Source organism: Saccharibacillus sp. WB 17, assembly GCF_008634075.2.
GTDB lineage: Bacteria > Bacillota > Bacilli > Paenibacillales > Paenibacillaceae > Saccharibacillus > Saccharibacillus brassicae.
This window is the reverse complement of the sequence record NZ_VPFK02000023.1, coordinates 149,792-173,865: the sequence shown is the minus strand read 5'-3', so window position 1 is coordinate 173,865 and position 24,074 is coordinate 149,792. Positions and strand designations below refer to the sequence as shown.

At 50.7% G+C, this 24,074-nt stretch carries 31 protein-coding genes; 26 read left to right on the top strand and 5 right to left on the bottom strand.

All coding sequences use genetic code 11. The features are described 5' to 3' along the window. Positions 1–112 precede the first annotated feature (112 nt). The 19 genes from FTE24_RS12265 to FTE24_RS12185 all read left to right on the top strand — a co-directional run bounded on the left by FTE24_RS12265 (position 113) and on the right by FTE24_RS12185 (position 13,265). Positions 113–316 (top strand): hypothetical protein, encoded by a 204-nt coding sequence (locus FTE24_RS12265; RefSeq protein WP_150235705.1) that lies wholly within the window; start codon positions 113–115, stop codon positions 314–316. After that, positions 294–419, top strand: coding sequence for a hypothetical protein (locus FTE24_RS23500; protein WP_272915074.1), 126 nt, complete (start codon positions 294–296; stop codon positions 417–419). Before FTE24_RS12265 ends, FTE24_RS23500 begins: the two co-directional genes overlap by 23 nt. After that, entirely contained in the window at positions 420–1,445 is a 1,026-nt protein-coding gene (locus FTE24_RS23275; protein WP_337190046.1) for a polymorphic toxin-type HINT domain-containing protein, read from the top strand. 3 nt (positions 1,446–1,448) lie between these two features. Continuing rightward, positions 1,449–1,844 carry a hypothetical protein gene (locus tag FTE24_RS23270; protein ID WP_237401737.1) on the top strand — a complete coding sequence of 132 codons (396 nt, stop codon included), beginning with the start codon at positions 1,449–1,451 and terminating at the stop codon, positions 1,842–1,844. A gap of 12 nt (positions 1,845–1,856) precedes the next feature. Beyond that, positions 1,857–2,129 carry a hypothetical protein gene (locus FTE24_RS12255; protein ID WP_150235707.1) on the top strand — a complete coding sequence of 91 codons (273 nt, stop codon included), beginning with the start codon at positions 1,857–1,859 and terminating at the stop codon, positions 2,127–2,129. 502 nt (positions 2,130–2,631) lie between these two features. Beyond that, complete coding sequence (locus tag FTE24_RS12250) at positions 2,632–3,453, top strand: hypothetical protein (RefSeq protein WP_150235709.1); 822 nt, start codon at positions 2,632–2,634, stop codon at positions 3,451–3,453. Between the two features lie 165 nt (positions 3,454–3,618). After that, complete coding sequence (locus tag FTE24_RS12245) at positions 3,619–3,981, top strand: contact-dependent growth inhibition system immunity protein (protein ID WP_150235711.1); 363 nt, start codon at positions 3,619–3,621, stop codon at positions 3,979–3,981. 369 nt (positions 3,982–4,350) lie between these two features. Beyond that, entirely contained in the window at positions 4,351–4,776 is a 426-nt protein-coding gene (locus FTE24_RS23575; RefSeq protein ID WP_337190050.1) for a polymorphic toxin-type HINT domain-containing protein, read from the top strand. After that, positions 4,682–4,948 carry a hypothetical protein gene (locus FTE24_RS23490; protein ID WP_337190049.1) on the top strand — a complete coding sequence of 89 codons (267 nt, stop codon included), beginning with the start codon at positions 4,682–4,684 and terminating at the stop codon, positions 4,946–4,948. The genes FTE24_RS23575 and FTE24_RS23490 overlap by 95 nt, the downstream gene beginning before the upstream one ends. A 164-nt stretch (positions 4,949–5,112) precedes the next feature. Next, a complete protein-coding gene (locus FTE24_RS12235) occupies positions 5,113–5,640 on the top strand; it encodes a hypothetical protein (RefSeq protein ID WP_150235713.1) in 528 nt (175 codons plus the stop codon). 1,666 nt (positions 5,641–7,306) lie between these two features. Next, entirely contained in the window at positions 7,307–8,329 is a 1,023-nt protein-coding gene (locus tag FTE24_RS12225) for an RHS repeat protein (protein ID WP_160441743.1), read from the top strand. Then, positions 8,326–9,936 (top strand): RHS repeat-associated core domain-containing protein, encoded by a 1,611-nt coding sequence (locus FTE24_RS12220; RefSeq protein WP_150234478.1) that lies wholly within the window; start codon positions 8,326–8,328, stop codon positions 9,934–9,936. The genes FTE24_RS12225 and FTE24_RS12220 overlap by 4 nt, the downstream gene beginning before the upstream one ends. Position 9,937: 1 nt before the next feature. Then, positions 9,938–10,252, top strand: coding sequence for a hypothetical protein (locus tag FTE24_RS12215; protein ID WP_150234480.1), 315 nt, complete (start codon positions 9,938–9,940; stop codon positions 10,250–10,252). 137 nt (positions 10,253–10,389) lie between these two features. Next, positions 10,390–10,671, top strand: a complete 282-nt coding sequence (locus FTE24_RS12210) for a polymorphic toxin-type HINT domain-containing protein (RefSeq protein ID WP_160441742.1) — start codon at positions 10,390–10,392, stop codon at positions 10,669–10,671. A 268-nt stretch (positions 10,672–10,939) separates the two neighbouring features. Then, positions 10,940–11,281, top strand: coding sequence for a hypothetical protein (locus FTE24_RS12205; RefSeq protein WP_150234484.1), 342 nt, complete (start codon positions 10,940–10,942; stop codon positions 11,279–11,281). Positions 11,282–11,434: 153 nt separating this feature from the next. Continuing rightward, entirely contained in the window at positions 11,435–11,584 is a 150-nt protein-coding gene (locus FTE24_RS12200) for a hypothetical protein (RefSeq protein WP_160441741.1), read from the top strand. 238 nt (positions 11,585–11,822) lie between these two features. Further along, on the top strand, positions 11,823–12,134 hold the full coding sequence (locus FTE24_RS12195; RefSeq protein WP_150234485.1) for a hypothetical protein: 312 nt from the start codon (positions 11,823–11,825) through the stop codon (positions 12,132–12,134). Between the two features lie 113 nt (positions 12,135–12,247). Beyond that, positions 12,248–12,424, top strand: a complete 177-nt coding sequence (locus FTE24_RS12190; RefSeq protein WP_160441740.1) for a hypothetical protein — start codon at positions 12,248–12,250, stop codon at positions 12,422–12,424. A 340-nt stretch (positions 12,425–12,764) separates the two neighbouring features. Beyond that, the gene (locus tag FTE24_RS12185; RefSeq protein WP_150234487.1) at positions 12,765–13,265 is read left to right on the top strand and encodes a hypothetical protein; all 501 of its coding nucleotides are present in this window, start codon (positions 12,765–12,767) and stop codon (positions 13,263–13,265) included. Positions 13,266–13,294: 29 nt separating this feature from the next. Here FTE24_RS12185 and FTE24_RS12180 read toward each other — a convergent pair whose 3' ends face one another. Further along, positions 13,295–13,561 carry a type II toxin-antitoxin system RelE family toxin gene (locus FTE24_RS12180; protein ID WP_150234489.1) on the bottom strand — a complete coding sequence of 89 codons (267 nt, stop codon included), beginning with the start codon at positions 13,559–13,561 and terminating at the stop codon, positions 13,295–13,297. Positions 13,562–13,564: 3 nt separating this feature from the next. Next, entirely contained in the window at positions 13,565–13,777 is a 213-nt protein-coding gene (gene relB, locus FTE24_RS12175) for a type II toxin-antitoxin system RelB family antitoxin (RefSeq protein WP_141448169.1), read from the bottom strand. A 115-nt stretch (positions 13,778–13,892) separates the two neighbouring features. On the opposite strand from relB, the gene FTE24_RS12170 reads away from it, so the two are divergent. The 3 genes from FTE24_RS12170 to FTE24_RS12160 all read left to right on the top strand — a co-directional run bounded on the left by FTE24_RS12170 (position 13,893) and on the right by FTE24_RS12160 (position 15,113). Then, positions 13,893–14,378, top strand: a complete 486-nt coding sequence (locus FTE24_RS12170) for a hypothetical protein (RefSeq protein WP_150234490.1) — start codon at positions 13,893–13,895, stop codon at positions 14,376–14,378. A gap of 72 nt (positions 14,379–14,450) precedes the next feature. Then, complete coding sequence (locus FTE24_RS12165; RefSeq protein WP_160441739.1) at positions 14,451–14,624, top strand: hypothetical protein; 174 nt, start codon at positions 14,451–14,453, stop codon at positions 14,622–14,624. Between the two features lie 144 nt (positions 14,625–14,768). After that, positions 14,769–15,113 carry a hypothetical protein gene (locus FTE24_RS12160; protein WP_141448171.1) on the top strand — a complete coding sequence of 115 codons (345 nt, stop codon included), beginning with the start codon at positions 14,769–14,771 and terminating at the stop codon, positions 15,111–15,113. Between the two features lie 122 nt (positions 15,114–15,235). Here the strand turns inward: FTE24_RS12160 and FTE24_RS12155 are convergent, their stop codons facing one another. Further along, positions 15,236–17,905 carry a DUF4084 domain-containing protein gene (locus FTE24_RS12155; protein WP_150234492.1) on the bottom strand — a complete coding sequence of 890 codons (2,670 nt, stop codon included), beginning with the start codon at positions 17,903–17,905 and terminating at the stop codon, positions 15,236–15,238. Positions 17,906–18,070: 165 nt separating this feature from the next. Between FTE24_RS12155 and FTE24_RS12150 the strand changes: the two genes are divergently transcribed. Then, positions 18,071–18,679 (top strand): hypothetical protein, encoded by a 609-nt coding sequence (locus tag FTE24_RS12150; RefSeq protein ID WP_150234494.1) that lies wholly within the window; start codon positions 18,071–18,073, stop codon positions 18,677–18,679. Positions 18,680–18,793: 114 nt separating this feature from the next. Here FTE24_RS12150 and FTE24_RS12145 read toward each other — a convergent pair whose 3' ends face one another. After that, positions 18,794–19,330 carry a GNAT family N-acetyltransferase gene (locus FTE24_RS12145; RefSeq protein WP_141448174.1) on the bottom strand — a complete coding sequence of 179 codons (537 nt, stop codon included), beginning with the start codon at positions 19,328–19,330 and terminating at the stop codon, positions 18,794–18,796. Positions 19,331–19,464: 134 nt separating this feature from the next. Here FTE24_RS12145 and FTE24_RS12140 point away from each other — a divergent pair, with 134 nt between their 5' ends. Then, a complete protein-coding gene (locus tag FTE24_RS12140; RefSeq protein ID WP_150234497.1) occupies positions 19,465–20,205 on the top strand; it encodes a HEAT repeat domain-containing protein in 741 nt (246 codons plus the stop codon). A 112-nt stretch (positions 20,206–20,317) separates the two neighbouring features. On the opposite strand, the gene FTE24_RS12135 is transcribed toward FTE24_RS12140, so the two are convergent. Beyond that, positions 20,318–21,292 (bottom strand): aldo/keto reductase, encoded by a 975-nt coding sequence (locus FTE24_RS12135; RefSeq protein ID WP_202111845.1) that lies wholly within the window; start codon positions 21,290–21,292, stop codon positions 20,318–20,320. Between the two features lie 247 nt (positions 21,293–21,539). Between FTE24_RS12135 and FTE24_RS12130 the strand changes: the two genes are divergently transcribed. Both FTE24_RS12130 and FTE24_RS12125 read left to right on the top strand, forming a co-directional pair. After that, complete coding sequence (locus FTE24_RS12130; protein WP_150234498.1) at positions 21,540–23,492, top strand: ABC transporter ATP-binding protein; 1,953 nt, start codon at positions 21,540–21,542, stop codon at positions 23,490–23,492. 135 nt (positions 23,493–23,627) lie between these two features. Then, complete coding sequence (locus tag FTE24_RS12125; RefSeq protein WP_150234501.1) at positions 23,628–24,002, top strand: DUF2750 domain-containing protein; 375 nt, start codon at positions 23,628–23,630, stop codon at positions 24,000–24,002. Positions 24,003–24,074: the final 72 nt, after the last annotated feature.

Genomic DNA, 24,074 nt, shown 5'->3' with positions numbered 1-24,074 from the left:
ATACTCAGACTTACAAATTAAAGATCTTAAAGAATCTATTCAAAAAAAATATAGTTCTCTTGCCTTGAAGGGTTTTATGCCTTTCAAGGTTTTTCTTGTAACGAATTGTAAAATGAAGTGCAAAGCCTTGACCGACGAGACGGGCATGACGCAGTACTTCTACACGCTGGACAACAATCTGGAACGCATGGTGTATCCGGACGGCAAACAGATTTCGTACATATATTATAAAAACGGACTGACGAGCAGCATGACCGATCCGTTCGGTTTGACGACGACGTACAGACGGCCTGATGACCGAGCGCAGCCTGACTAAGGACGGGAAGATCGATACGACGCGCTACTACTACGACGGCGCAAATATCATTGCCGAAGGTACCGTAGCCGCAGACGGCAGCGTGACGTTCAAAGCCCGCTAGGTGCGCGGCGCGCAGCTGATCTACCGCGAAGACGCGAGCCGTCGGTCGAAGCGGAACGCTTTAATCCGCTTCGACAACCAGAAAGCGTACTACCAGCACAACGGCCACGGTGACGTGACGGGATTAGTCAAAGCCGACGGTACCGCGCTGAACAGCTACACGTATGATATCTGGGGCAATCCGCTGACCGCGGACGTCCAAGTCGAGAATCCGTTCGGGTATTCCGGCGAGTTCTGGGACGAAGATACGGGCCTGCAATATCTGAGAAGCCGTTGGTATGATCCAAGCATCGGACGGTTTATTCAGGAGGATACGTTTGAAGGCTATGTGAATCGGCCAAGCAGCTTGAATCCGTATACGTATGTCGAAGCGGATTGGGGCATTCTGCTTCGACCGATGGTGGAGAATAACCCGCTGAAGTTCGTAGACCCTAACGGCTATGCGCCTCAATGGCTGCAGAACACATGGAGCGCCGTCAAGACCGGCGTAAAAGAAACCGCTGATTTCCTCGTCATTGACGATATCAAGACGCTGACGAGCTCGCAGTCTTCGACGATCGACAAGGTAATCGCGGCAGCCAGTTTGATTCCAGCAGGCAAAGTCATCAAGGGCGGCAAATTGTTCGTTGAAGTGGCTCAGGCAGGAGACAAAGCCGCTGGCGCAGTGAAAGCAGCCAACAAAGCCTGCAACTGCTTCACGGCAGAGACCAAAGTCAAGACCGATCAAGGCGAGAAAAACATCGAAGACGTAAAAATTGGCGACAAAGTCTTGTCCAAAGACGAAAACACCGACGAGGTCACCTACAAGCAGGTTACGGCGACCTTCAACCATGAAACGGACGAGATCTACAGCATCCATGTCGGCGATCAGGTGATCGAATCGACGTACAACCATCCGTTCTGGGTCATAGGCAAAGGCTGGGTGTTTGTTAAAGACCTGAAGCCGGGCGATCTGTTGGAGCAAAGCGATGGCAAGACTTTAGAGGTCGGAAGCATCGAAGTTCAGCAGCGTCAGACGACGGTTTAAAATATGACGGTGGAAGGATTCCATACGTATTTTGTGAGCGGGTTGGGGATTTGGGTTCATAATGATAGTTGTTCTATTCTTGATTGGTCAATAACAAACAAAAAAGGACAAACTCGTTGGGAACATACTGAGACTCATACCAAACCTAATATGAATAGAGATACGCATGGTGTATTTTCTCAGAATCCTGTAAGTACTTTGAATCAGGCGTGGAATAAAGTGCAACAAAACAATCTCCAACCTTCTGGTCATAGAGCAGGAGCAGATATTTATCGAGTTCCTTATCCCAATGCAGGAAGAGGCGGAGGAAGGTTAGATAATGGACAAACACTTAATACCATGGAGATAGTTGTTATGGAAGGTACTAATAAATTGCTTACCGGTTATCCTGTTCGTTAAAGGGAGGATGTAATGAATCTAAGACAAAAACAACCTGTAGGAAATTGTTATGTTTGCTCACAAGGTTGGGCTATTATTGTTCAGGAGGTTTCGACTCAAAAATATTTCATTTATTGTGATGAATGTGAAACGGAATGGACAAACCCTCTGGATTTTAAAAATCGCAAAAATGAAACAAGATTCACTTATGGTGAATTTAGAGAACCTACTGATGAAGAAGTAAATTCAATTAAATGGGATGAATATCTTGATATGGATCTAAAAAAAGATCATCGTAATATTTAGTGAAAAACTGTCGATAACGTCGACAGTTTTTTTATAATGGATTTTAAGCTGACATATTGTAAAATGAAGTGCAACAGTGAGTCTTGAAACGATTTTTAGGTGGACTTTTAGCCTACACATTTACGAGGCAATTGTTGATCAAAGAGAGAGCTTGTTCGAGTTCAGTGGCATGTTCTGCTGTTACCGTTTGAATGGCTGACTTCAGATGCTGTCCAGCCAACCTACCAAATGCGGTTTCCATCGACAAGCCTGTTCGATTTGGCCTCTTAATCATTTGGTATAAGCGTGGGTTTTGTGCGATAACTCTTCTCTTTGCCCATTCTTTTTTACGTTATGGTAGTCGTCTGCAAAAGAGGCAAGCACTTGGGAGAAGCAGATCCAATCACAGGAAAGCTACTTCCAGATACTAGAGATCTTCAGAAAAAAATTAATACACGTTAATAATTTATCGGAGCATGATGATATAATCATGCTCTGATTTAATTAGTTATGGAGGTGGACGATGGAAATCGTAAAAATGAAAGAGATAATTGTGCTAAACAATGACATATATATTTTAGAATGTATTCAAGATTTGATTCTTGTGAATGATAATTATAGTGGTGTTATGATATATAATCATAATTTTCATTTTATAAATTATATTAAAATACGAGAAGGGCTTTTAATCCATTCTGTTTTTAAACATCCTTTTACTAAAGAAGTGATTTTGTATTGTCCGGACAATGAATTTTTTATATATTTAGATATTGAAAAAAAATTATTCAAAGAAATAAATTTTTTAGAAGGTATGAGTGAAAGTGGATTGTCTCATGCATCCATTTGGATTAACGAAAAAGAATGGCTTTTTAAGCAAGGGAATAAACAATACATTTTAAATATTGAGAATTTTTTTATTAGGGATGTAAATGCTATAGATATGTTATTTCTCGATTCCACATTTCAGGAGGTAACAAGTGATGTTTCTAGGTACATAATTTGTGAAAGCAATCCAGAGGAATTACTTTATATAGATAAAATGACCAATGAACTTTGCTATGTAAATATGAAGGGAATTCAAGGGGATTTATTGAAAATTATGCAGCCACTCGAATTAGAATTAATACATATTATTTATATTAATGGAATATTTTTGGTCATTAATGAATCATTCATTTACTTGATTAATAATGAGGTAGGAGTAACCGAATTGGAGAAAGATACTCAGAATATATTTTTGTGTTTGAAAAATCAAGAAAGCTTCCCTGGGCATTTTATCATTCTTAAAAGTGATAAATCTAATAATTATAAAAATCAACTTATTAAGTACGTTATAAAGGAATAAATATTGAATATGTTTTTGGTTTTCCATAACAATCTATTTATAAGTTTCTATTCATTTATTCTATTACTCTAGAACAACAAAAATGTTGTTTAAAAAATATAATGAGCCTTATTAATTTGAGGAGTGAGAAATATTACGATTAAAAATATTTCGGATATTGAATTCTTGGAAAACATCGTATGGACAGAAGAAAAGAAGGAGGATAGTTTATCCAATTGGTATACTCATGTAAGAAAAAAGGCCATTTCAGAATTAACGGTTGAAGATATTTGTAGGTTTGTTAGACAAAATCTTTATGTGAGTTATATACTACCGTATGCATTGGAAGCTTTACAGAAAGACCCGACTGCAGGTGAATTATATAATGGAGAACTGTTACGAGCAGTATCTAAAGTTTCAAATGAATTTTGGGTCACCCATAAAGAGCTAAGCGAAAACTGTTGTAAAATTATAATAGAAGCTAAACAAGAATTAAATAGTCATGTTATTATTACAGAGGAAATCTTGAAAAGATTAAACATGGATTGACCCTGTAAGCTTTCGAATTTAAATCAATTTTTGTTGTAAAAGTAATACTTATTTACAGGCCATTTTTTCGAATCTTTGATTTGAACAAGGCTAGTGCTTATCCAAAAGACACACATTGCTGACCTAAGCGAATGTGTCTTTTTTTATTCTATAAATTTTAAAAAGCTGAAGCGTTATGCTTCAGCTTTTCGCATACCCAAACGAGGTTGCTCAGTATAAAATCGTTGTGACAGAAACCATAGAGTTCTCGTCATCGACGATATCAAGACGCTGACGAGCTCGCAGTCTTCGACCATCGACAAAGTCATTGCCGGAGCCAGTCTGCTTCCGGTAGGTAAAGTCATCAAGGGCGGCAAATTGTTCGTTGAAGTGGCCCAGGCAGGAGATAAAGCCGCTGGCGCAGCGAAGGCAGCCAAAGCGGTCAATAAAGCCTGCAACTGTTTCACGGCAGAGACCAAAGTCAAGACCGATCAACGCGAGAAAAATATCGAAGACGTGCAGATCGGCGACAACGTTTTGTCCAAAGACGAAAACACCGACGAAGTCACCTACAAGCAGGTTACGGCGACCTTCAACCACGAGACGGACGAGATCTACAGCATCCATGTCGGCGATCAGGTGATCGAATCGACGTATAACCATCCGTTCTGGGTCGTAGGCAAAGGCGGAGTCTTTGTCAAAGACTTTAGAAGTCGGAACCATCGAAATCCAGCAGCGTCAGACGACGGTTTACAATATGACGGTGGAAAGATTCCATACTTATTTTGTGAGCGGGTTGGGGATTTGGGTTCATAATCTAGGTGGAGAAGAATGTTTACGTCCAGAAGCAAAATATCTTAGAGGGGGAAACACGGAATTAATTGGAAAGAAGGTCCTAACGAAGCTAAGAAGGGTGAGATACCAAAACCCCAAGGGCAGTGGGCTAAGGAGGACCTTGAGTTTGCTGGACAAAAGGCTGCTACTTTAAAACCAAGACAAGGTGAAATGTTTGATTTGCCGTCGGGCTCTAAATCAATTGTTCATATGCCTGATGGCACTACGGTAAAGGCTACTCAAATGTGGGTTCGAAATAATGGTAACGGAACCTTTCATGGACATCCAAGACCCTAATCTTTTTATGAGGTGATGAAATTGAGCTTTTTTATTCAAGCAGGAGCTCCTCGAAATTTTAAAAGTCTAAGCGACGATGGCGATACGCTGTCAGAAGCTATAGAAGCTGTCTTTTCTTCTTCGAACGAATATGTAGTCTTAGTGTGGAATTACATTCCACTTTTATTGGACTACAAATATGATATTAGCTTTATGATTGATGATGTTTTAATGATTATAGAAGAAATGAAGGCTAAGGAATCGGGAGAAATCAAGAACTATTGGGTTTCCAATACTTTTCCTCATATTTGGACTTTTAAGTGGGGAGGGCCAATGTTAAAAATTGAATCGGAATGGGGAGAAATCGGTAATAAAACAGAGCATTTGTTGAACGAAAGCGGCCCAGTTACAATAGAGAAAGAGGCTTTTATAGCCGAGTGGAAAGCTGTTTTTAATATTCTCATCAAACATGTACAAGAAGCTGGATACGATGAGAGCAAGTTTACGGATATGAAGCGTTTGGTTCAGATCGAGCAAAGCATAAAGTCAAAAGGTCGGTTGTATACTTGAATTGAAACCCTTTTCTTGAAAAACTCTATTTTCGCTACTTTGGAAAAGAGGGTTTTTCAATTTACTACGAAAAGTCTTCAAACTTTAAAAGCAGTTTCTAAACAAATTTACGATTGACGGATTGTAAAATGAAGTGCAGCAATGTTATTTGAAATCAAGTTTATGATTTGAATATTTTGTTCGAAGCGCTTTTGCTAAGTAGGGTTGTCTCAAGCCATGGGAATGGATTTTGGGACAACTCTATTTTTTAATTAAATATGCTCCTGTACCAAAGACGCTTACGGCAACGTGATTCTGGTACAGTACGCGGAGGCCGCCGTCAATGACCAGAATGGCTACCCGCTGATCAGCAAAGTGATCGACACGCTGAACCGCGAGATCGTTTTTTCGTATAAAGCCAATGCCGTTACCGTGACGTATGCGGGCAAATCGCTCGTTTACAACAAAACGCTGATCAGCGGCACTAACAAAAAGCGGACGCTGTCTTCCGTCGTAAACGAAAACGGCGAAACGACAAGCTACGGCTATTCCAAGCAGGAAACGAACTACGATGCCGTCACCAACGCCGGAGCGGCCGCGGAAAAAGTCATCTACATGGCTTTGACTCAAACGACTTATCCGACCGGAGCCAGTACGGCTTACGAATACGGGCAGACATCCAAGCGTCTGGGCGACCAAGGGACGCTCGGCTACTACCGGGTAACCAAACGCTACGACGAACTGCGCGAAAGCACGACCAAGAAGAAAAATNGCACGACGATCAGCAATCCGAACGCTCCTTCGAACGTGCCGTCCACCGAGAAGATTACCGAGACGACCGTCCTGAACGCCGATCATCTCGCGGTTAAGGAAACGCGCGAGAAAACGGGCGAATACAAAAAGCAGATCGACACCGTCTACGATCCGGATCAGCAGTTGGCCGTACGGATCACCGAGACCGATACGGACTATACGCAGAAGCCGGAGAAGACCGGCAATAAAGTCCATGCGTACACGTACGATCAATACGGCAACGTGCTGACCTACACGAATCCGCTGGGCCATATCGGCAGCTATTCGTATTCGGCGACATACCCGGGACTTGCGCTGAGCGAGCGTAATACCGTATCGGGCGTCATCACGGACGATATTGCGCACACCGCCGATCCGGCGCTGCCGCATATTACGCAGACCGTGCAGAACTACGCCGACGAGAGCGGCCAAGCCAGCCTACTGCAGATGACCTACCAGCATGATGCCTACGGCAACCTGACGCAGACCGTGCAGCAGCTGGAAAATGACAAAACCCAGCAGACGGATATCGAATACGGCGCAGCCGTCAAAAACGCGTATCCGACTGCGATTAAGCAAAAAGTAACGGAAAACGGCACGCCGAAAACCATCGAAGAACGCTATGAATACGATCTGCCCGGAACCGCAAATCGCGTACCCCTCGGGGCATGGCGATTTGCGGTTCCCGTGTTAAGCGACCGGCCGCGTACTCAAGCGCTTCGACGGCAACGCGGTAGCCAAAGGCGCTCCGGCCGGTTCCGACGAAGCGTACGAATACGACAACGTAGGCCGGATCACCAAAGTCACCCGTCCCGCCGCGGCAGACGGCACGCGCGCGACGTCGACCACTGCGTTCTCGTACAGCACCATCGGCCAGATCGGCCAATTCTACACGGTGGACGAAGAAGGCAAAGAAAGCAAAGAGATCTACGACGGTCTCGGCCGTCCCTCTTCGGTCGAGCTGAAGCGCAAAGACAACAATAACAACGTCGCATTCTATACGCTGCAGTCCAATCATTACAATGATCTGGGCGAGCTGGACTACACGACCGACGGCGAAGGCCATAAGACGAGCTACACGTATGATGCCAACGGCGAGGTCAAAGAAACGATCTCGGCAGCAGGACGCATAACGGGTTACGGATACAACAACGTCCTGAACCAGGCGACGACCACGACCGACTACGGCGCGAAAGTGACCGGCGAGAGCGACGCCATGGGTCGTACAACGGGTACGACGCGTACCGACGATAAGGGCAACATCATCACGACGAGCAACCAGTACGAAGTCGGCGGCGATCCGTTCGCGACTAGTTCGACCAATAGTAAAGGCGCTACGACCGGCTTCACAAACGACGGGCTACATCGCCTGCAGAACGTGACGCAGAGTGCCGGCGGCACGTCGATGAACACCAAATATTCGTACAACAAGCTTGGCTCGATGACCGAAAAAGTATTCCCGGACCTCACCAAGATCGCGTACGGCTACGACGAACTGGGCCGCCGCTTGTCCAAAACGGACTCCGTGCTCGGCAAAGAAAGCTACACGTACGACAACAACAGCAACATCACCGGCGGCACGACACGCGGCGGCATCAGCGTCTTCAATCAGTACGACGAACAGAACCGCCTGACTGAGGAACCGCAAATCGCGTACCCTTTAGGGCATGGCGAATTTTGGTTCCCGCGCCAAGCGACGTACTACAAGAACGGTCTGCGCAAGTCGATGACCGACGAGACCGGCACGATCCAGTATTTCTATACGCTGGACAACAATCTGGAGCGTATGGTGTACCCGGACGGCAAACAGATCTCGTACACGTATTACAAAAACGGCCTGCTAGGAAACCGGAATCGCACATCCCTACGGGCTTGGCGATTCCGGTTTCTCGCGTTGAGCGAGCTTTTTACACCATGACCGACCCGTTCGGCATGACGACGACTTATATCTACAATGCCGACAACCAGTTGTCGCAAGTGCTTACGGACAACACGAAGCAGGCCGAATACACGTACCGCGACGGCCTGACCCAATCGGACGAGAACTATCTCAAGTCGTCCCAGCTGTACCAGACCAAGCTGGGCAACGGACAGATCACGACGACGTACACGAACGACGGATTCGGACGCCTGACAAATCTGCTGCAGTCGGCCGGCGGCTTGACCAAAGCCTTCACGTACGGCTACGATAACGGAGATAATCGCCGATCGAAGCGGGACGTTTTAACCCGCTTCGATATCACCAGCCGCAGCGACGGCACGACGAGCGGTACATTCACGTACGACGAACTGGATCGCATCATCACCAGCTCCGAAGGCGCAGAGACGTATACGTACGACGGCAAAGGCAACCGCCTGACGCTGCAATCCAGCATCCAGATGCCGCATAAAAACAACATCGATTACACGTACAACCAGGCCGAACAGCTAAGCAATGTGACACGCAACCAGACTTCGGTGAGCTACAAGTATAACGGCGACGGCCTGATGACCGAACGCAGCATCGCGAAAAACGGCCAGGCCACCACGACGCGCTACTACTACGACGGTGCGAACATTATCGCCGAAGGCAGCGTAGCCGCAGACGGCAGCGTCACGTTCAAAGCCCGCTACGTGCGCGGCGCGCAGCTGATCTACCGCGAAGACGCGAGCAACCAGAAAGCCTACTACCAGCATAACGGCCACGGCGACGTGACCGGACTCGTCAAAGCCGACGGTACCACGCTGAACAGCTATACGTACGATATTTGGGGTAACCCGCTGACCGCGAACGTCCAAGTCGAGAATCCGTTCGGGTATTCGGGCGAGTTTTGGGACGAAGATACGGGCCTGCAATATCTGAGAAGCCGTTGGTATGACCCGAGTATCGGGCGGTTTATTCAGGAGGATACGTTCGAAGGGTACATGAACCGGCCGAGCACTTTAAATCCCTATGTATATGTGGTTAATAATCCACTTGTTCTTATTGATCCAAGCGGACATGATAATAATCGATCTGCTGGTAGTGGAGGAGGCGGCGGCGGTGGCGGTGGAGGCGCTCGTATAACTCCTTCTTCTCCATCAACAGGTAACCGATCTTCATCTTCAAAACCAAGATCTACTACACGAACAGACAATAGAACGACGATTCGTGAGCAAAATACAGTAAACCAGCCAAACGCTGTTCCTCAAATGGTTCAATCTCGAATAAATTTACGCAATGGGAGCTCTGATGAAACCTCTTCTGGACTTAATTATGCTTTGAAGGGACATAAAGACTTTACAAGAAATAACAAATCACAATTTACTGTGTCTAACGAAGAGCTCACACAACTACTTCAATCTCCAAAAGTAGTAAATACACCAGCGGTATATCAACCTAAAGCCAATAATTATGTAAGACAAGTTTTTTTAGATAAAACAGTAGGGAATTTAGCAATTGATCATGGGGGCACGCCTACAAGATTTTTGACTGTTTTCACGGACAAATTTGGCAATCTGATGAATACGTTCCCAGGTGGAATGAATTTTAGAGGAGAGGAATAAAATGTTTATCACTCTTTTGCAAACCAAGGACTTTGAAGTGATTGAAGAATTATCTTCGGTCACAGGAAATGAAAAATATTTAATCCAAGAGGAGGACAGTGAGAATTTTCCTTTGCTTAGTGAGTTATCTAATTGTGAGTATTTATTAACAAAGAGTGAGCGCATACCTTACTTAATAAGAGAGTTGGATTTGCTGCTTGACCAAGTTCAAGATATCCAATCTTTGGAGCATTTAAGAAACATCAAAGAATTGGCTAAGAAATGCGAAGATTTAAAAGGGAGCGTTTTAATTATTACTCCTGTGTATATAAAGTAAAGAGAATTCAGAAAAAGCAATGAAGAGATTTATTTTCATTGCTTTTTCTTGATTTTACATCCATAAAAGGTAGATCGAATTAAAAAAAATCGTTTCGACAGTGGATAAAGTCATCTCTGGTCGTAGGCAAAGGCTGGGTGTTTGTCAAAGACCTGAAGCCGGGTGATCTGGTGGAGCAGAGTGATGGTAAGACTTTAAAAGTCGGAACCATCGAAATCCAGCAGCGTCAGACGACGGTTTACAATATGACGGTGGAAGGGTTCCATACGTATTTTGTGAGCGGTTTGGGGATTTGGGTTCATAATGACAGTTGTATACCTTGGTCTTCTAAAGGAGTACAAAGTGTTGCTAACCAGTTAGATAAAGGAGCGCGCGAGGTAACGTTTGGTAGTAAATCTCAAGCAGAAAAATATTTTTGAGATTATATCAAGGTCAAGGTTATAAAAACACTACTGGAAAGTCTGCTACAGATGCAAAAAATCTTCATGGCACAAAATATGGAACGTATCACTGGGACACAAATCTTGATTCTAATGTGAGGGTTATGGGGCACGGAAGTAACAATGCACATGGCGATCTTCCACATTTACAAATCCATGATTTCAGTGGGCAAGTTACTAGAGTATTTTATAAATAATTTTTCTTGGAGGTGTTAAAATTAGTAAATTTTCAGAATGGCAAATTAATATGCTCAAGACAGGTAAAAATTTAGCGGTTGAAATTCCTTTTCCACATGATCAATATAGAGCATTTATTGTTACAGGGGGTTATAAGCGCGATAATGCTAACTTTACTTTGCCATTGACAAATGTATTAAATCATAATTTAAAGATTTTTTATCAGTTTAGAAAATATGAAATTTTGAATGAATATCTTGAAAACAATTGGGATGTTTCTGATGATGAGTTAACGAATTCTATTCATGTCCTCGACATATCAGAAATCGAAGAACTTGAGAAAAAATTATCTTTTTATTTAAATGATTTCTCGAAATTTGATGCAGAGTGGAAGTGTGATAATCCTTTATGAATTAGTGACCTTAGGGTTTACCCTAAGGTTTTTTTGTGAAATTAAATACCGTACAAAGACAACATTGATTATACGTACAACCAAGCCGAGCAGCTGAGCCAGGCTCAACGCAATCAGACCTTGGGTCAGCTACAAGCCAACGGCGACGGTCTAATGGCCGAACACAACATTACCAAAGAGGGCAAGGGCGACACGACACGCTACCATTACGACGACGCGAATATAATCGCTGAAGGTATCGTAGCCGCAGACGGCAGCGTGACATTCAAAGCCCGTTACGTACGCGGCGTCCAGCTGATCTAACGCGAAGATGCGAACCGTTATTCGAAGCGGAATGTTTTAATCCGCTTCGACAACCAGAAAGGATACTATCCGCACAACGGTTACGGTGATGTAATGGGACTGGTCACAGCCGGCAGTACCGCGCTGGTTAGCTGCACCTGATAGGTATGGAACAACTCGCTGACTGTCCTTACAGACAAGTTCGGGAATCTAATGAACACATTCCCTGGAGGCTTAAACTTTAGAGGAGATGAATAAGATGTTCACCACCCTTTTGCAAACCAAGGACTACGAAGTGATTGAAGAAATACCTTCAGTCGATGGAGACGAAAAGTATTTAATCCAAGAAGACAATGAAACCTTTCATTTACTGAGTGACTTCTCTAGTGTTGAGTACTTGCTAACAACAAGTGAGGATATGCCTGACTTGATTAAAGAGCTGGATTTGTTACTTGGTCAAGTTCAAAGTATTGAATCCTTAGAGCATTTAAGAAGAATCAAACAATTAGCCAAGAAGTGTAAGAATCTAAAAGGAAGTTTTTTGATTATTACTCCTTTTGAAGTAGAGTGAATGGAATAAAAACAAGGAAACTTGAACTTACGATGAAATAACGGATACTTTCAACGTGCCAATGTCTTACAACGTTTGAAATGAGATCATCGCATTTAAAGGGAGCAGATAAATTGAAAGTGAAGATAGAGGAACTGAAGAGTGAAGATCGGGTTATGTTTTCTTCGGAATTTGGTTCAGCTCAAGCTGCTTGGAGCGGGAGTACTCCTAAAGTGGGAAATGAATATATTGTAGAAGTAGATTTAGAAGGTAGTATCGTTTTCGGAAAGAACCTTGCTTTTTCTAATTAAAATGAATACAAAATCCAAATGGAAGGAAATGAGGTTTGTATACTCGGATTTTTGGAATCCATTGAGAGTGACGGTTATGCTGTCCTTCGTCTCAATGAAAATATAATACCCTTTGAGATTTCTGGGGCCCTCCCGGAAGCAGGGGGATTTGCAGAAATTCATGTTAGCGGGATCACCCTGCATGTAATCGAATAAGTTGAATTTTCTTGTAAACTGAGATGGCTAAGGACCAACTTTTTTTTAAACCAAGAAAAGGAATTATTAAAATCGAAGTACGAAGAGATCAATACATACATGAGCAGTAAGCGTTAAAAGAAAGGTCGGGGTTGGAATTTTTAAAATGAGATTGATTTTTGAAGAGCCCACAGCCGGAAACAAAATTGACGAAAGCCTATTAAATCCTGATTTAGAACTGGATAATGATACGGCCGTTTTCATAAGGATTTGCGAGATTTTTGAAATTTCAGCAAGGGTATCGTTCTTTGTTTCTGGTTTTGGGCAAAAGAGATGGCCTGTAGATTGCAAAACGGATTTGGCTACAGTCATTGAAGAAGTTCCCTACATCTTGGAAAAAGTAAATAACGGGGACTTCTTTTTCGAGCTGGACTTCTATGAACAAGGGATCGAACGAACTCTTATATTTGAAGAAGAAGACAGCAAGGTGAAAATCACTTGTTCAAGCCGCACAGACTGGATACCCGACCCTAGTATTATTCGTATGAATAAAAGTGAAGTTTTAAGGATGTTTGAGAACTTCTACAACAGTTTTTGGGAGTGTAGTTATGTTCTCTGTAGTGACTTGGCCGAACATCCTTTATTAAAGAATTTGAAAAATAATTAAAAGTGACCTTGAGGTTGGGGTTCCTCAAGTCATCCATAAATGTCTCTGCGATGCCCAATATCAATAATGGTAATTATAATTTCCTCATCTTCAATCAGCGCCAGTATTCGGTAATCGCCTACGCGGTAACGCCATTTTCCTCTATGATTCGCGACCAAAGCTTTTCCCAGGGATCTGGGATCGCTGCAGTTCACTAAGTTCTTTTCGATCCAGCCTATCAAAAGAGCAGCCTGGTAACGATCTATTTTCTTCAACTTTTTCAAAGCCGCATCGGAAAATCGAACCGTATACATCATCGTTTATAAACCCAGTTCTTTTTTGACTTCATCCAGAGAATAAGTATGGTCCATATCGGTAAAAGCGCGGTCGAAAGCGTCCAGATCAACTTCGTCTTCGATCTTTTCGATAATCGCATTTCGCATCAAGTCAGAAACGGACATTTTTTTTAATTTGGCGTAATCTCGAATCAGTTTGTTATCCCGATCATCGACTCTTAAAGAAATAGTAACCATGAATAAACCTCCTTCATTTTATGTAATACATTGTATTGCGTTTTATTTGGTTTGTAAATTGAACTTTTTGTATAAAATGATTGAGAAGCTTCTTTTATTTTGACAGGAGAGTGCAATGTTTTCTGGCAGACGCGATCAAGCGGACCCCAAAAACTTTGCGGTAGGAGCTGCCGGACATGACTTTATCGCTCTTTTCGCAAAGCTGCTGCATATTTACAAGGATGAACGCACGCACCGCCTGTATGAACATTGTCCGAGCTGCTTTTTCGCGCAATCCGATCGGCAAATCGAACGGCTGACGGAAGATTGTTTCCCGGCAAATCTGGACATTTTGACTGAAGAAGGTTTTTTGGAGCAAAGCCCTTCCGAATCAAAGAAGTCGATCGCCGAACTCAAGGGGCTGCTGCAATCGCTGAGTACCCAAGAGCAGATGCGGCTGCCGGAAGTTCTGTCGAAGCTTGCGGTAGAGCGGCTGTACCCGATCATGCGGGAACTGGAGCTGGAGCCGGCTTTGCAGGAGCATTTAATCTGGGGCTATTTTCGCGAAAAAATGTCCGGCGTTTTGGTGATTAGCGATGAACTGATGGCAGAGATTTTGTAGCAGCACCGGGATTCTCAACGGATCGTCGCCGAAAGCCTCATCCTTACGGCGATCAAGGAAGAGAAAATTTCGTTGGAGCAGCTGTTGGAAGCGGAAGCATTCTCGACGGTGCTGTTCGCGCTTCAAAAGAATAAGGTCGAAACGGCGGCGCTGAAGCTGATCCAACCGCCTGCGGCGGGCGAGAAGAACCGGAAGCGGAAGCAGGCTGTTTTTGACTGGGCGCAGCGGCAGGCGAAGCACAACTGAGTTTGAGGCAATACCGATTAGGACAGCAAACCTAATCAAGGACGGTCTTTCCGCGTCAAATAAATGCTCCGCTGCGTCTAACGCGACGTGTAGGTGTATTTTTAGTATATATTGGAAAAATCACACGGAAGCGGGGGAAACGAAATGGTGCTGACGATGCGTATGATGATGGAGTGCGAGCAGGCCGGAGAAGCGGAGAAGATCGCCCATGAAGCGCTGCAAGGGGCAGCGGACAAAATGGAACGCTATACGCTATCGGATACCAAGCCGTATTGGAAAATCGACGGTTGGTACGTGACGGTGATCCGGGCGACGTGCAAAGCCGAGCGCAGCCCGGACGGGGCCCGGGAAGTCGCCGAACGGATTACGGACAAAGTGGCGTGGGACGCCGACGGCTTCGACGGCACGGCGGATGCCCGCCCGGAAGTGATGGGCTCAACGTTCGCGCATCCGGCGGTTCGCTTCTGCTGGTTTTATTTTGCCCAGTAGAAAATAAAGTCCGCTCGCCGCTTTCCCGCGGCGGCCGTATCGCCCATAACGACAAAAGCGTAGGTTGACGAGGAGACTCGTCGACCTACGCTTTTTGCTGCCGCTGCTGCCGGCGCGCCGCGTCACGCCTCCGGCGCGAACAGCGGCCGCCGGCGCAGTTCGCCGGGCGGCAAAGCATGCCCGAACAGCGGCCCCTGCAGGCCGAAGCGGGCCATGCCGCGCAGCAGCGCCGCCTGCTCGGCGTTCTCGACGCCGGCGGCCGCGGCGTGAACGTGCAGCGCCCGGGCGAGGCCGGCGAAGGAAGCGGCGACCGACTGCGCCAGGCGGACGCTTCCGATCTGCCGGGTCAGGCCCGGATCGAGCTTGAGGCGGTCGACGGGGAAGTCCGCCAAGCCGGCCAGGGCGGCATAGCCCGCGCCGCATCCGGCGACGGATACCGGCAGGCCGAGCGCTTTGAAGGCTTGAATCTGCCGCACGACAAGTTCCGGCCGGCTTGCGAGCGAAGCTTCGGCGAGCTGCAGTTCCAGCAGGCGCGGATCGGCGCCGGTCTCGGCCAGAAGAAGGCGCAGCCGGTCGGCCAGATCGGCCTGTTCGAGCTGCTGCCGCGACAGGCCGACCGTGATGCGCAGCGGCGCGCCTTCGTCGCTCCACGCCCGGGCCTGGCGGCCGGCTTCGCGCAGCATCCACTCGCCGATCCGCAGGCTCAGGCCGGCTTCTTCGGCGGCCGGCATAAACGCTTCCGGCTCCAGCAGGCCGAAGCCCGGGCGGTTCCAGCGCAGCTGCGCCTCGGCGCCCTCCAGCGCGCCCGTATCGGGATCGAGCTGCGGCTGGTAATGCAGCAGCAGCTCGCCCTGCTTGAGCGCCGCGGCCAGATCGCTCTCCAGCGAGAGCCGGTCGAGCGCTTCCGGCATGCAGTCGCCGAACAGCCGGTAATGGCCTTTGCCGCCGTCTTTGACCTGATACAGGGCAATATCGGCTTTTTTCATCAAGCCGACCGTCGTTGTATCGTCGGCCGGGTAGAGCGAGAGGCCGATGCTCGGCAGGCTGGTCACCTGACGGCCGTCCAGATCGTACGGCAGGCTGAGCGCGTCCAGAATGCGCCGGGCGCAGGCGTGCACGTCTTCCGGCCCGTCGATATCGCGCAGCAGCAGCGTGAACTCGTCCCCGCCCTGCCGTGCGACGGTATCGCCCGCGCGCATGCACGATTGCAGCCGCTGGGAGACGGCGATCAGCAGTTGGTCGCCGACGTCGTGGCCGAGCGTGTCGTTGACCGTTTTGAAGCGGTCCAGATCGATAAAGGCTACGGCCATCCGCTCCTGGCGGTCAGGCGCTTCCTGAACGGCCGAACGCAGCGTTTCTTCGAACGAAGCGCGGTTGGCCAGATCCGTCAGCGGATCGTGGTACGCCAGATGCCGGATTCGGGCTTCGTTCTTCTTGTTGGCCGTGATATCCCGGCCGATGCCGAAGATGCCGACGATTTTGTCGCGCACGCGGATCGGGATGCTCGTGACGCTGACTTCGTGCAGCTGCCCGCTGCGGCTGCGCACGCGGATCTGCTGGCGGACGGATTCGCCCTGGCACAGCCGCTTCAGGTCGTCGGACAATTCGGCCAGCTCCTGCTCTTTGAGAAAAGAAGACGGCGTCAAGCCGATCAGTTCGCCGCTGTCGTAGCCGAGCATGTCGGAACAGGCTTCGTTCGCGCTGTCGAACCGGCCGCTGAGATCGAGCGAATATACGGCGTCGGGATGGTAATCGAACAGAGACTTGTAGCGCTGTTTGCTGATTTCCAATTCTTCCGTTTTGTCGTACAGACTGAGCAGCAGGCGCCGGTTCTCCAGCAGGATGAACAGCTGGCGAACGATGACGAGCAGGATCGAGATGCCGCTGCCGATCGTGAGCGCGCTCACTTTTCCCGAACCCGAGATCATGAAGACGAACAAAGCGATCACGTTCAGGTAAGGCAGAGCCAGCCGCAGCAGATCAAGCTTTTTCCCGCCGTCGTCTTCCTGCACGTCGAACTTCGCGGGCTGTCCGCCCGATTGAAGCACTCCGGCGCCGCCGATCAGCAGCAGGCTGAGGGTGAACACGGGATCGACCAGACTGCCCATGGCGTAATCGCCGACGGAGACCAGATAGAGGTAGAACGAATTGGCCGCGGCATGGACGACGAGCCCGCCGAAGACGAGCAGAATCAGCCGATCCGCCAAAAACTGCCGCGCTCCCCAATACAGGCTGATCGCTCCGAACAGCAGCACCAGATCGCCGACCGGATAAGCGAGCGAAATAGCCAAATGCAAAATATCGGCGTCGCCGGAACGGAGCAGCGGGCCGATCAGGAAGTGCCAGCTGAACGTGGTCGCGACGGTCATGACGATCAGGACGTCGAACAGCAGCTTGAACACCCGGTGGCTGCGCTCGAACCGGGTGAACGGATAGATGAAGGCAGCCAGATAGCAAATCGTCTGCAGCGCATAGAATACGTCGGTCCAGCCGGGGGAAGGCGCGGCGATGCCGAGCACGACTTCGTCGTACAGCCAGATCGCTTCGGCGATCAGGTAGCTGACGCTGCCGAGCATGAGCAGAATCCAGAAAATCCTGCGTTCGCGCGAGCTGCGCCGGGCGGCGCCGAGCAGCCAATAGATCGCGATCAGGTTGCCGAGTCCCGCAAATACGCTGCCGCCGAAGCCGGACAAGTCGGGATTATTTTGCCATATCGTAATCCAAAGGTAATAAGTGAGGGTAAATAGAACAGTGAAGGTACAAAGAGCGATGTTTTTGTTGCGATCTGTCATTCTATTAAGCTCTCCTGTCTGCTTGAAATGGTTCTGAAGTGCTAACTTACTAGTCTATACTACTATAAACCAAAGTTCGTAAGACCTACACATATTATCGGCGCTTTGCGGAATTTTCGGAAGTTACGAAGCGGATCGAGGTTGGCGACGAGGGGAAGAGAGCAAATGAAGCGAACGTTAAACGGCAAACGGATAGATCCTGTCGGACATTTCTGGGAAAGGTTTGGGCAAAAAGAGCGCGAATGGTCGATCCGATGGGAAAGCGAAGACGGCGGGGCGCTCGACGAACTGTCCGCGGCGCTGCGGGACGTCGACGACAATCTCGTATGCGAAGTCGGGGAACGCAGGGAAGACGGCAAAAGGGCGCTGGTTCTGTCCGCCGACGGCGCGCTTGGCTCGTTTGACAGCGTCATCGACCTGTACGAAGCCGCGCCCGCGCTGAACTATTGGAATGTGATTCCTTTTCGTCCGCGGATCGACTCGGAAGAAGGGGTGCGGATCTCGATGGAAGGGCTGGAGCTGGAGTACGACGATATTTATTTCGGCTTTGAGTCGGACGGGGAGACGCTCGACCTGACGGTTCATATCCGGAACTTCGACGCCGAAGACGTCCGGTTCGTCCGCGCTTACTGTATCCTGCTCGATACGCTGATCGGCGAATTCGACGCGGCGATGCGGATCGGGGAGACGAAGTTCGAACGGCTGGACGAAGCGGCGGCGCAAGACCTGCGTCCCCTGACCGAGCTGAGAGAGCTGGTCGACGCGCTGGAGTAAGGCTTGGGCGGCTTCCGTCCGAAGCCCGGAGGTGCGGATCTTGCGAAAAAGCGCACGCAAAAAGCGTATCCGGACCGAAGGCCGAATACGCGATCTGCTGCCGGCTTGAGGAGCTTACGGAAGCGGCGTCCATTCTTCCCGCAGCATGCCCATACGGATCGAATCGTAATACTGTCCGTCGTAAAAGCGCGCTTTGCGAATACGGGCTTCCATTTGCATCCCGAGCTTCTCGCCGACGCGGATCATCCGGTCGTTGCCCGACCACGTGCTGTACCCGATCCGCACGAGCGGCAGCTTCGCGAACAGGTGATCGACCCACAGCCTCAGCGCGCGCGTGCCGAGCCCTTTGTTCCACGAGCCCGATTCGTGCAGCAGAATGCCGACTTCCAGCCAGCGCGAAGGTTCGTGCTCCCAATAATACGACACGCTTCCGCGAACGACGCCGTCGACTTCGATCACCCAGAAGTCGTCGTCGCCGACCCAGTCCCGTACGATCGGAAGAAACTTTTCGTAAGCCATCGGTTCATGCGGATAATAAGGAGCATCCCATTTTTTCCATTCGGGCTGCTCGTCCTTATAGATCAGTTCCCATAACCGGAAGGAATCTCGTTCTTCGACCGGGCGAAGCGTCAGTTCTTGATCCGAATACATAACGTTACGTCCTTTCACTGATGAGATTGATTGGCAGAGTTGTAAAGCTTCCTTAGTGAATTCGACTTTAGGGTGGGCTTTCCTGTTTTTTTGCGGCATACCAATGACTAATCGGAAGAAGAGGAGTGAATACGATGCAGACCGAATCTTCCGAACAACAAGTCCCGAACGCGCTGGATCGTCTGTTCCTGATGCAGCAGAATGAAGAATCGGCAGATTATAATTTTTTGGAAAAAAGTTCGCGGGACTCCGACGAATTCGTCCGTATGGAAGCGGCGGTCGCGCTGGGCTTCCATTACAATGTCCGGGCGGAAGGGATGCTGATCCGGCTGGCTGACGATTCCGATTGGCTCGTGCGTACCGAAGCCTGCGATTCGTTGGGGAGAGGCGAGTCGGAAGCGGTCTTGTCCGTACTTGAGCGGAAGATCCGCCAAGACCGCTCCGCGCTGGTGCGTGCCTACGCGATTCATTCCTATGGGGATGCTGCCGAAGCGCTGCGCTGCGATCCGGAAGACGTCGCTGCTTTTCTCGAAAGCCGGCTGCCGCGCGAAAAGTCGCATTGGACCCGGCTGGCTTTGTTCAAGGTGCTGTATCGCTGCGGCCGCGAGGCATATCTGAACGATCTGTTGGACGGCCTGAAGCTTGCGGCGTTCAACAAGCGCTGCACCGCAGGCAATAATCTGAAGGAAGTCATAAACGCCGCCAATTACAGGACCATCCGGGCAGCTACGCTTGATTGGTTGGGCCGGGAATCGATGCCCGCTCCGGTCGAGATCGCGGTGAAGTTGATCGACCTGACTATAGAAGCGGAGCTTAAAGAGCGGCATAAGAAGGAAGAGGCCGGTGACGCAGGCGTACAGGATCGGAGACTTTGAAAAACAGCGTCAAACAAGCCCGTCCGCCGGAAAAAGTACATCTTCCCCGGCAGCGGGCTTGTTTGGCTTGGGAAGCTGGAATTCATTCCCCGTTCTTACGTTTCCCGTTCGCTTATTGATAGAAATTGCGCGCCCAGCGGTGGGCTTTCAATTTGTGCAGCTGCTCTTGCGGCAGTCCGTGTCCGTCGCCGATCCGCATATTGCGTTCGACGTTGCGGACCGAGCGCATGCCCGGGATGACGGTCGAGACGGCCGGATGGCTCAGCACGTAACGCAGCGCCGTCTCGGCGATCTCGTCGTCCGCGATGCCGAGGTCCTGCGTGATCCGCTGCACCCGCTCGTACACTTCGCGCTTGCGCTCGCCCTGGAAGTAGCGGCTGCGGAAATCGCCTTCGTCGAACTGCGTCTCCGGCGTGATGCTTCCGGTCAGGCCGCCTTCGTCGAGCGCCACGCGCACGATGACGCCGACGTTATGCTCAAGGCAGGCCGGCAGCAGCTCGTCTTCGGGCGTCTGCTCGAAGATGTTGTAGATCACCTGCACCGTGTCTACGATGCCGCTCTCGATCAGCTTGATCGCGTTGGCCGGCTGGTAATCGTTGATCGAGACGCCGAAATGGCGGATTTTGCCCTGCTCTTTGAGCTTCTGCACGCCATCGAGCCAATCGCCCTGCGATACCCATTCGTCCGACCAGACGTGGAACTGCTGGACGTCGAGCGTGTCGAGTCCCAGATTGCGCAGGCTCGTCTCGGTAGATTGAATCACGTGTTCGGCCGTAAACGTCTCGCTCGACGGAACGCCCGCCCGCGCCGGCCATTGTCCGTTGGCGGGCGGGATTTTGGAAGCGACGTAGACGGTCTCGGACCGCTCGCGCACGACCTGTCCGACGAGCCGCTCGCTGTGGCCGTCCCCGTAGCCGAGCGCCGTGTCGATAAAGTTCAGCCCGAGATCGATCGCGCGGTGCAGCGCTTTGACCGATTCGTCGTCCTGCGCCCCGAGCCAGCCCGAGTTGCCGATGCCCCATGCTCCGTACCCGATCTCCGATACGTTCAGTCCCGTTTTGCCCAGCGTTCTGTAGTTCATGCCCATCAGGAATCGCGCCTCCTTGGCTGCTGCCGAATTGGAATGGTATAGGGTGTAAGAAAAGATCGAAACGCTATCCTTTAACCGCGAAGACGCCTGTTGATGCAGCGAAAGCGTGCGTCGGCGGGATTTTTTTGAAAAAGGGCGAAGGACGCTTCGAACGCCTCTTGCGCGGCACCGGGCATCAGCGGCTATACTGGGGCGAGAAGCGCAATGTATCAGGCGCGAAGCCGGAAGGCAAGGAGGAATGGGCATGAACGGAAAATCGGGGGAACACGAAGGAAGAGTGGAGGAAAAAGAAGGACGGGAACGGCGGCCGGAAGAAGGCGGAAACGCGAAGCCCGGGGAAAAAGCGGCGGCCGCGGTGGACGATCCGGCGGGAGAGTCGCCGGGTTGGGGTTCTTTTTGGCGGTTGATCGCGAAGTATCGGCCCAAAGGTTGGCTGATCGCGGTCGCCGTCGTGCTCGGGCTGTTCGAGACGGTGTTCACGCTGGCGATTCCGCTGTTGACGAGCCAGATGGTGGACGGTTTCTCGGCGGCGGACCTGAGCGGACGGACGATCGCGCTGCTGGCGGTCGCTTTTCTCGCCCAGGCGCTCATGTCGGGCCTTGCGATGTATACGATGTCCTACGTGGGGCAGTTTATCGTCTCCGGCCTGCGGCGCGATTTGTGGCGGCGGGTGCTGAAGCTGCCGGTATCGTTCTTCGACCGCAGCACGTCGGGCGAGACGATGAGCCGGGTGACGAACGACACGAATATCGTGCGGGACTTCATTACGGGGCAGGTGATCACGTTCCTGTCCGGCATCGTCTCGATCGTCGGCTCCGTCGTGATCCTGCTGACCATCGATTGGAAAATGACGCTGTTCGCGCTGCTCGCCATTCCCGGCGCGATGCTGCTGCTGTGGCCGGTGGGCCGCCGCATGTACGCAATCTCGCGCGACATGCAAAAAGAGACGGCGGAGTTCCAGGGCGATCTCGGCCGGGTACTGGCCGATATTCGGCTCGTCAAAGCTTCGCTGGCCGAGCCGGCGGAGATCGTGCAGGGCGAGCGGCGCATCTCCGGCCTGCTGCGCTTCGGCCTGCGCGAAGCGCGGATCCAGTCGATCGTATCGCCGCTGATGATGACGATCATGCTGCTGATCCTCGTCGCGCTGATCGGATACGGCGGCGCGCAGGTCGCGCGCGGCGCGCTGACGGCCGGTTCGCTGGTCGCGATCATCCTGTACATGTTCCAGATCGTCGTGCCGTTCACGCAGCTGGCGACGTTCTTCACCCAGTTCCAGAAAGCGCTCGGCGCGACCGAGCGGATTCGCGAGATCATGGAGCTGGCACCGGAAGAAACGGAACCGGAAGAAGGGGCTGCGGACGCGAGAGCGGAACGCGAAGTCGAGGTGTCCGAAGCGTCCAAGGCGTCAGGTGCGTCCAAGGCGGCCGAAGGGGCTTCGGGCGGGGACAATCCCGGCCGGGCCGCCCGGCAGTCGATTGTGTTCGAAGGAGTGAGCTTCGGCTACTCCGAAGACAAGCCGATTCTGCGGGAGCTGAACTTCACCGCGGAAGCGGGGCAGACGACCGCGTTCGTCGGCCCGAGCGGCGCGGGCAAGACGACGATCTTCTCGCTGATCGAGCGGTTCTACGAGCCGACCGCGGGCAGCCTGCGCTGCGGCGAGCAGGACGCCGCCGGCATTGCGCTGCGCGAATGGCGCGGACGGATCGCCTACGTCTCGCAGGAAAGCCCGGTCATGTCGGGCACGATCCGCGAGAACCTGACCTACGGGCTGGAGCTTGCGACCGACGAGGCCGTGGAAGCGGCGGTCCGGCAGGCGAATCTGGCGGACTTCGTCGCTTCGCTGCCGCAGGGGCTGGAGACGCAGGCCGGGGAGCGCGGCGTCAAGCTGTCCGGCGGGCAACGGCAGCGCCTGGCGATCGCCCGCGCCATTTTGCGCGATCCGGACATCCTGCTGCTGGACGAAGCGACGGCGCATCTGGACAGCGCGTCCGAAGGACTCGTGCAGCAGGCGCTCGATTCCCTGATGCGGGGGCGGACCACGCTCGTTATCGCGCATCGGCTGTCCACCGTACGCGGAGCGGACAAACTGATCGTGATCGAAGACGGCCGCGCGACCGGACAGGGGACGCACGACGAACTGCTGGCGTCGCACGCTTTTTACCGGAAGCTGGTGCACGGGCAGTTCGGGAGCGGCTGACCGCGCCGGGATGGACGAAGACGTTCTTTTTCACAAAGGGGCTCGCTGTCGTCTTCTTCCCGCTTGTGGGTAAATAATTAGAATCACCAACGAATCGGCACAGCCCAAAGAAGATCCGGCTGAACGGGAGGACCTATGAACCTAAAAGAATTCAATGCGATCGTCAGCCGTCCGGCGGATCTGCGCTACGAATATTTTGTGAAAAAGACGGCGGACTCCGAAATGCTCTGGGGGCTGTACGAAGAAGGCTGGGCGATGACCACCGACTCTTCCGGCACGGCCCTGCTTCCGCTGTGGCCCAAAAGCGAATTCGCGCTGCACTGCGCCATCGACGAATGGAACGGCTACACGAGCCGCCCGCTGGACCTGCATGCTTTTATCGAGAAAATTTTGCCGCGCCTCGATCAGGACGGCGTCAAAACGGCGATCTTCTACAACAACAGCGATTCGGCGGTCGTGGAAGCGTCCAAGCTGCTGGAAGATCTGCGGGAAGCACTGGGCAAGTATTAAGCGCACGGTTGAGCGCGTAGAGGCGCAGCCGCAAGCGTGCGGCTTCGTGCAGCCGGACTTCGGATGAATCGG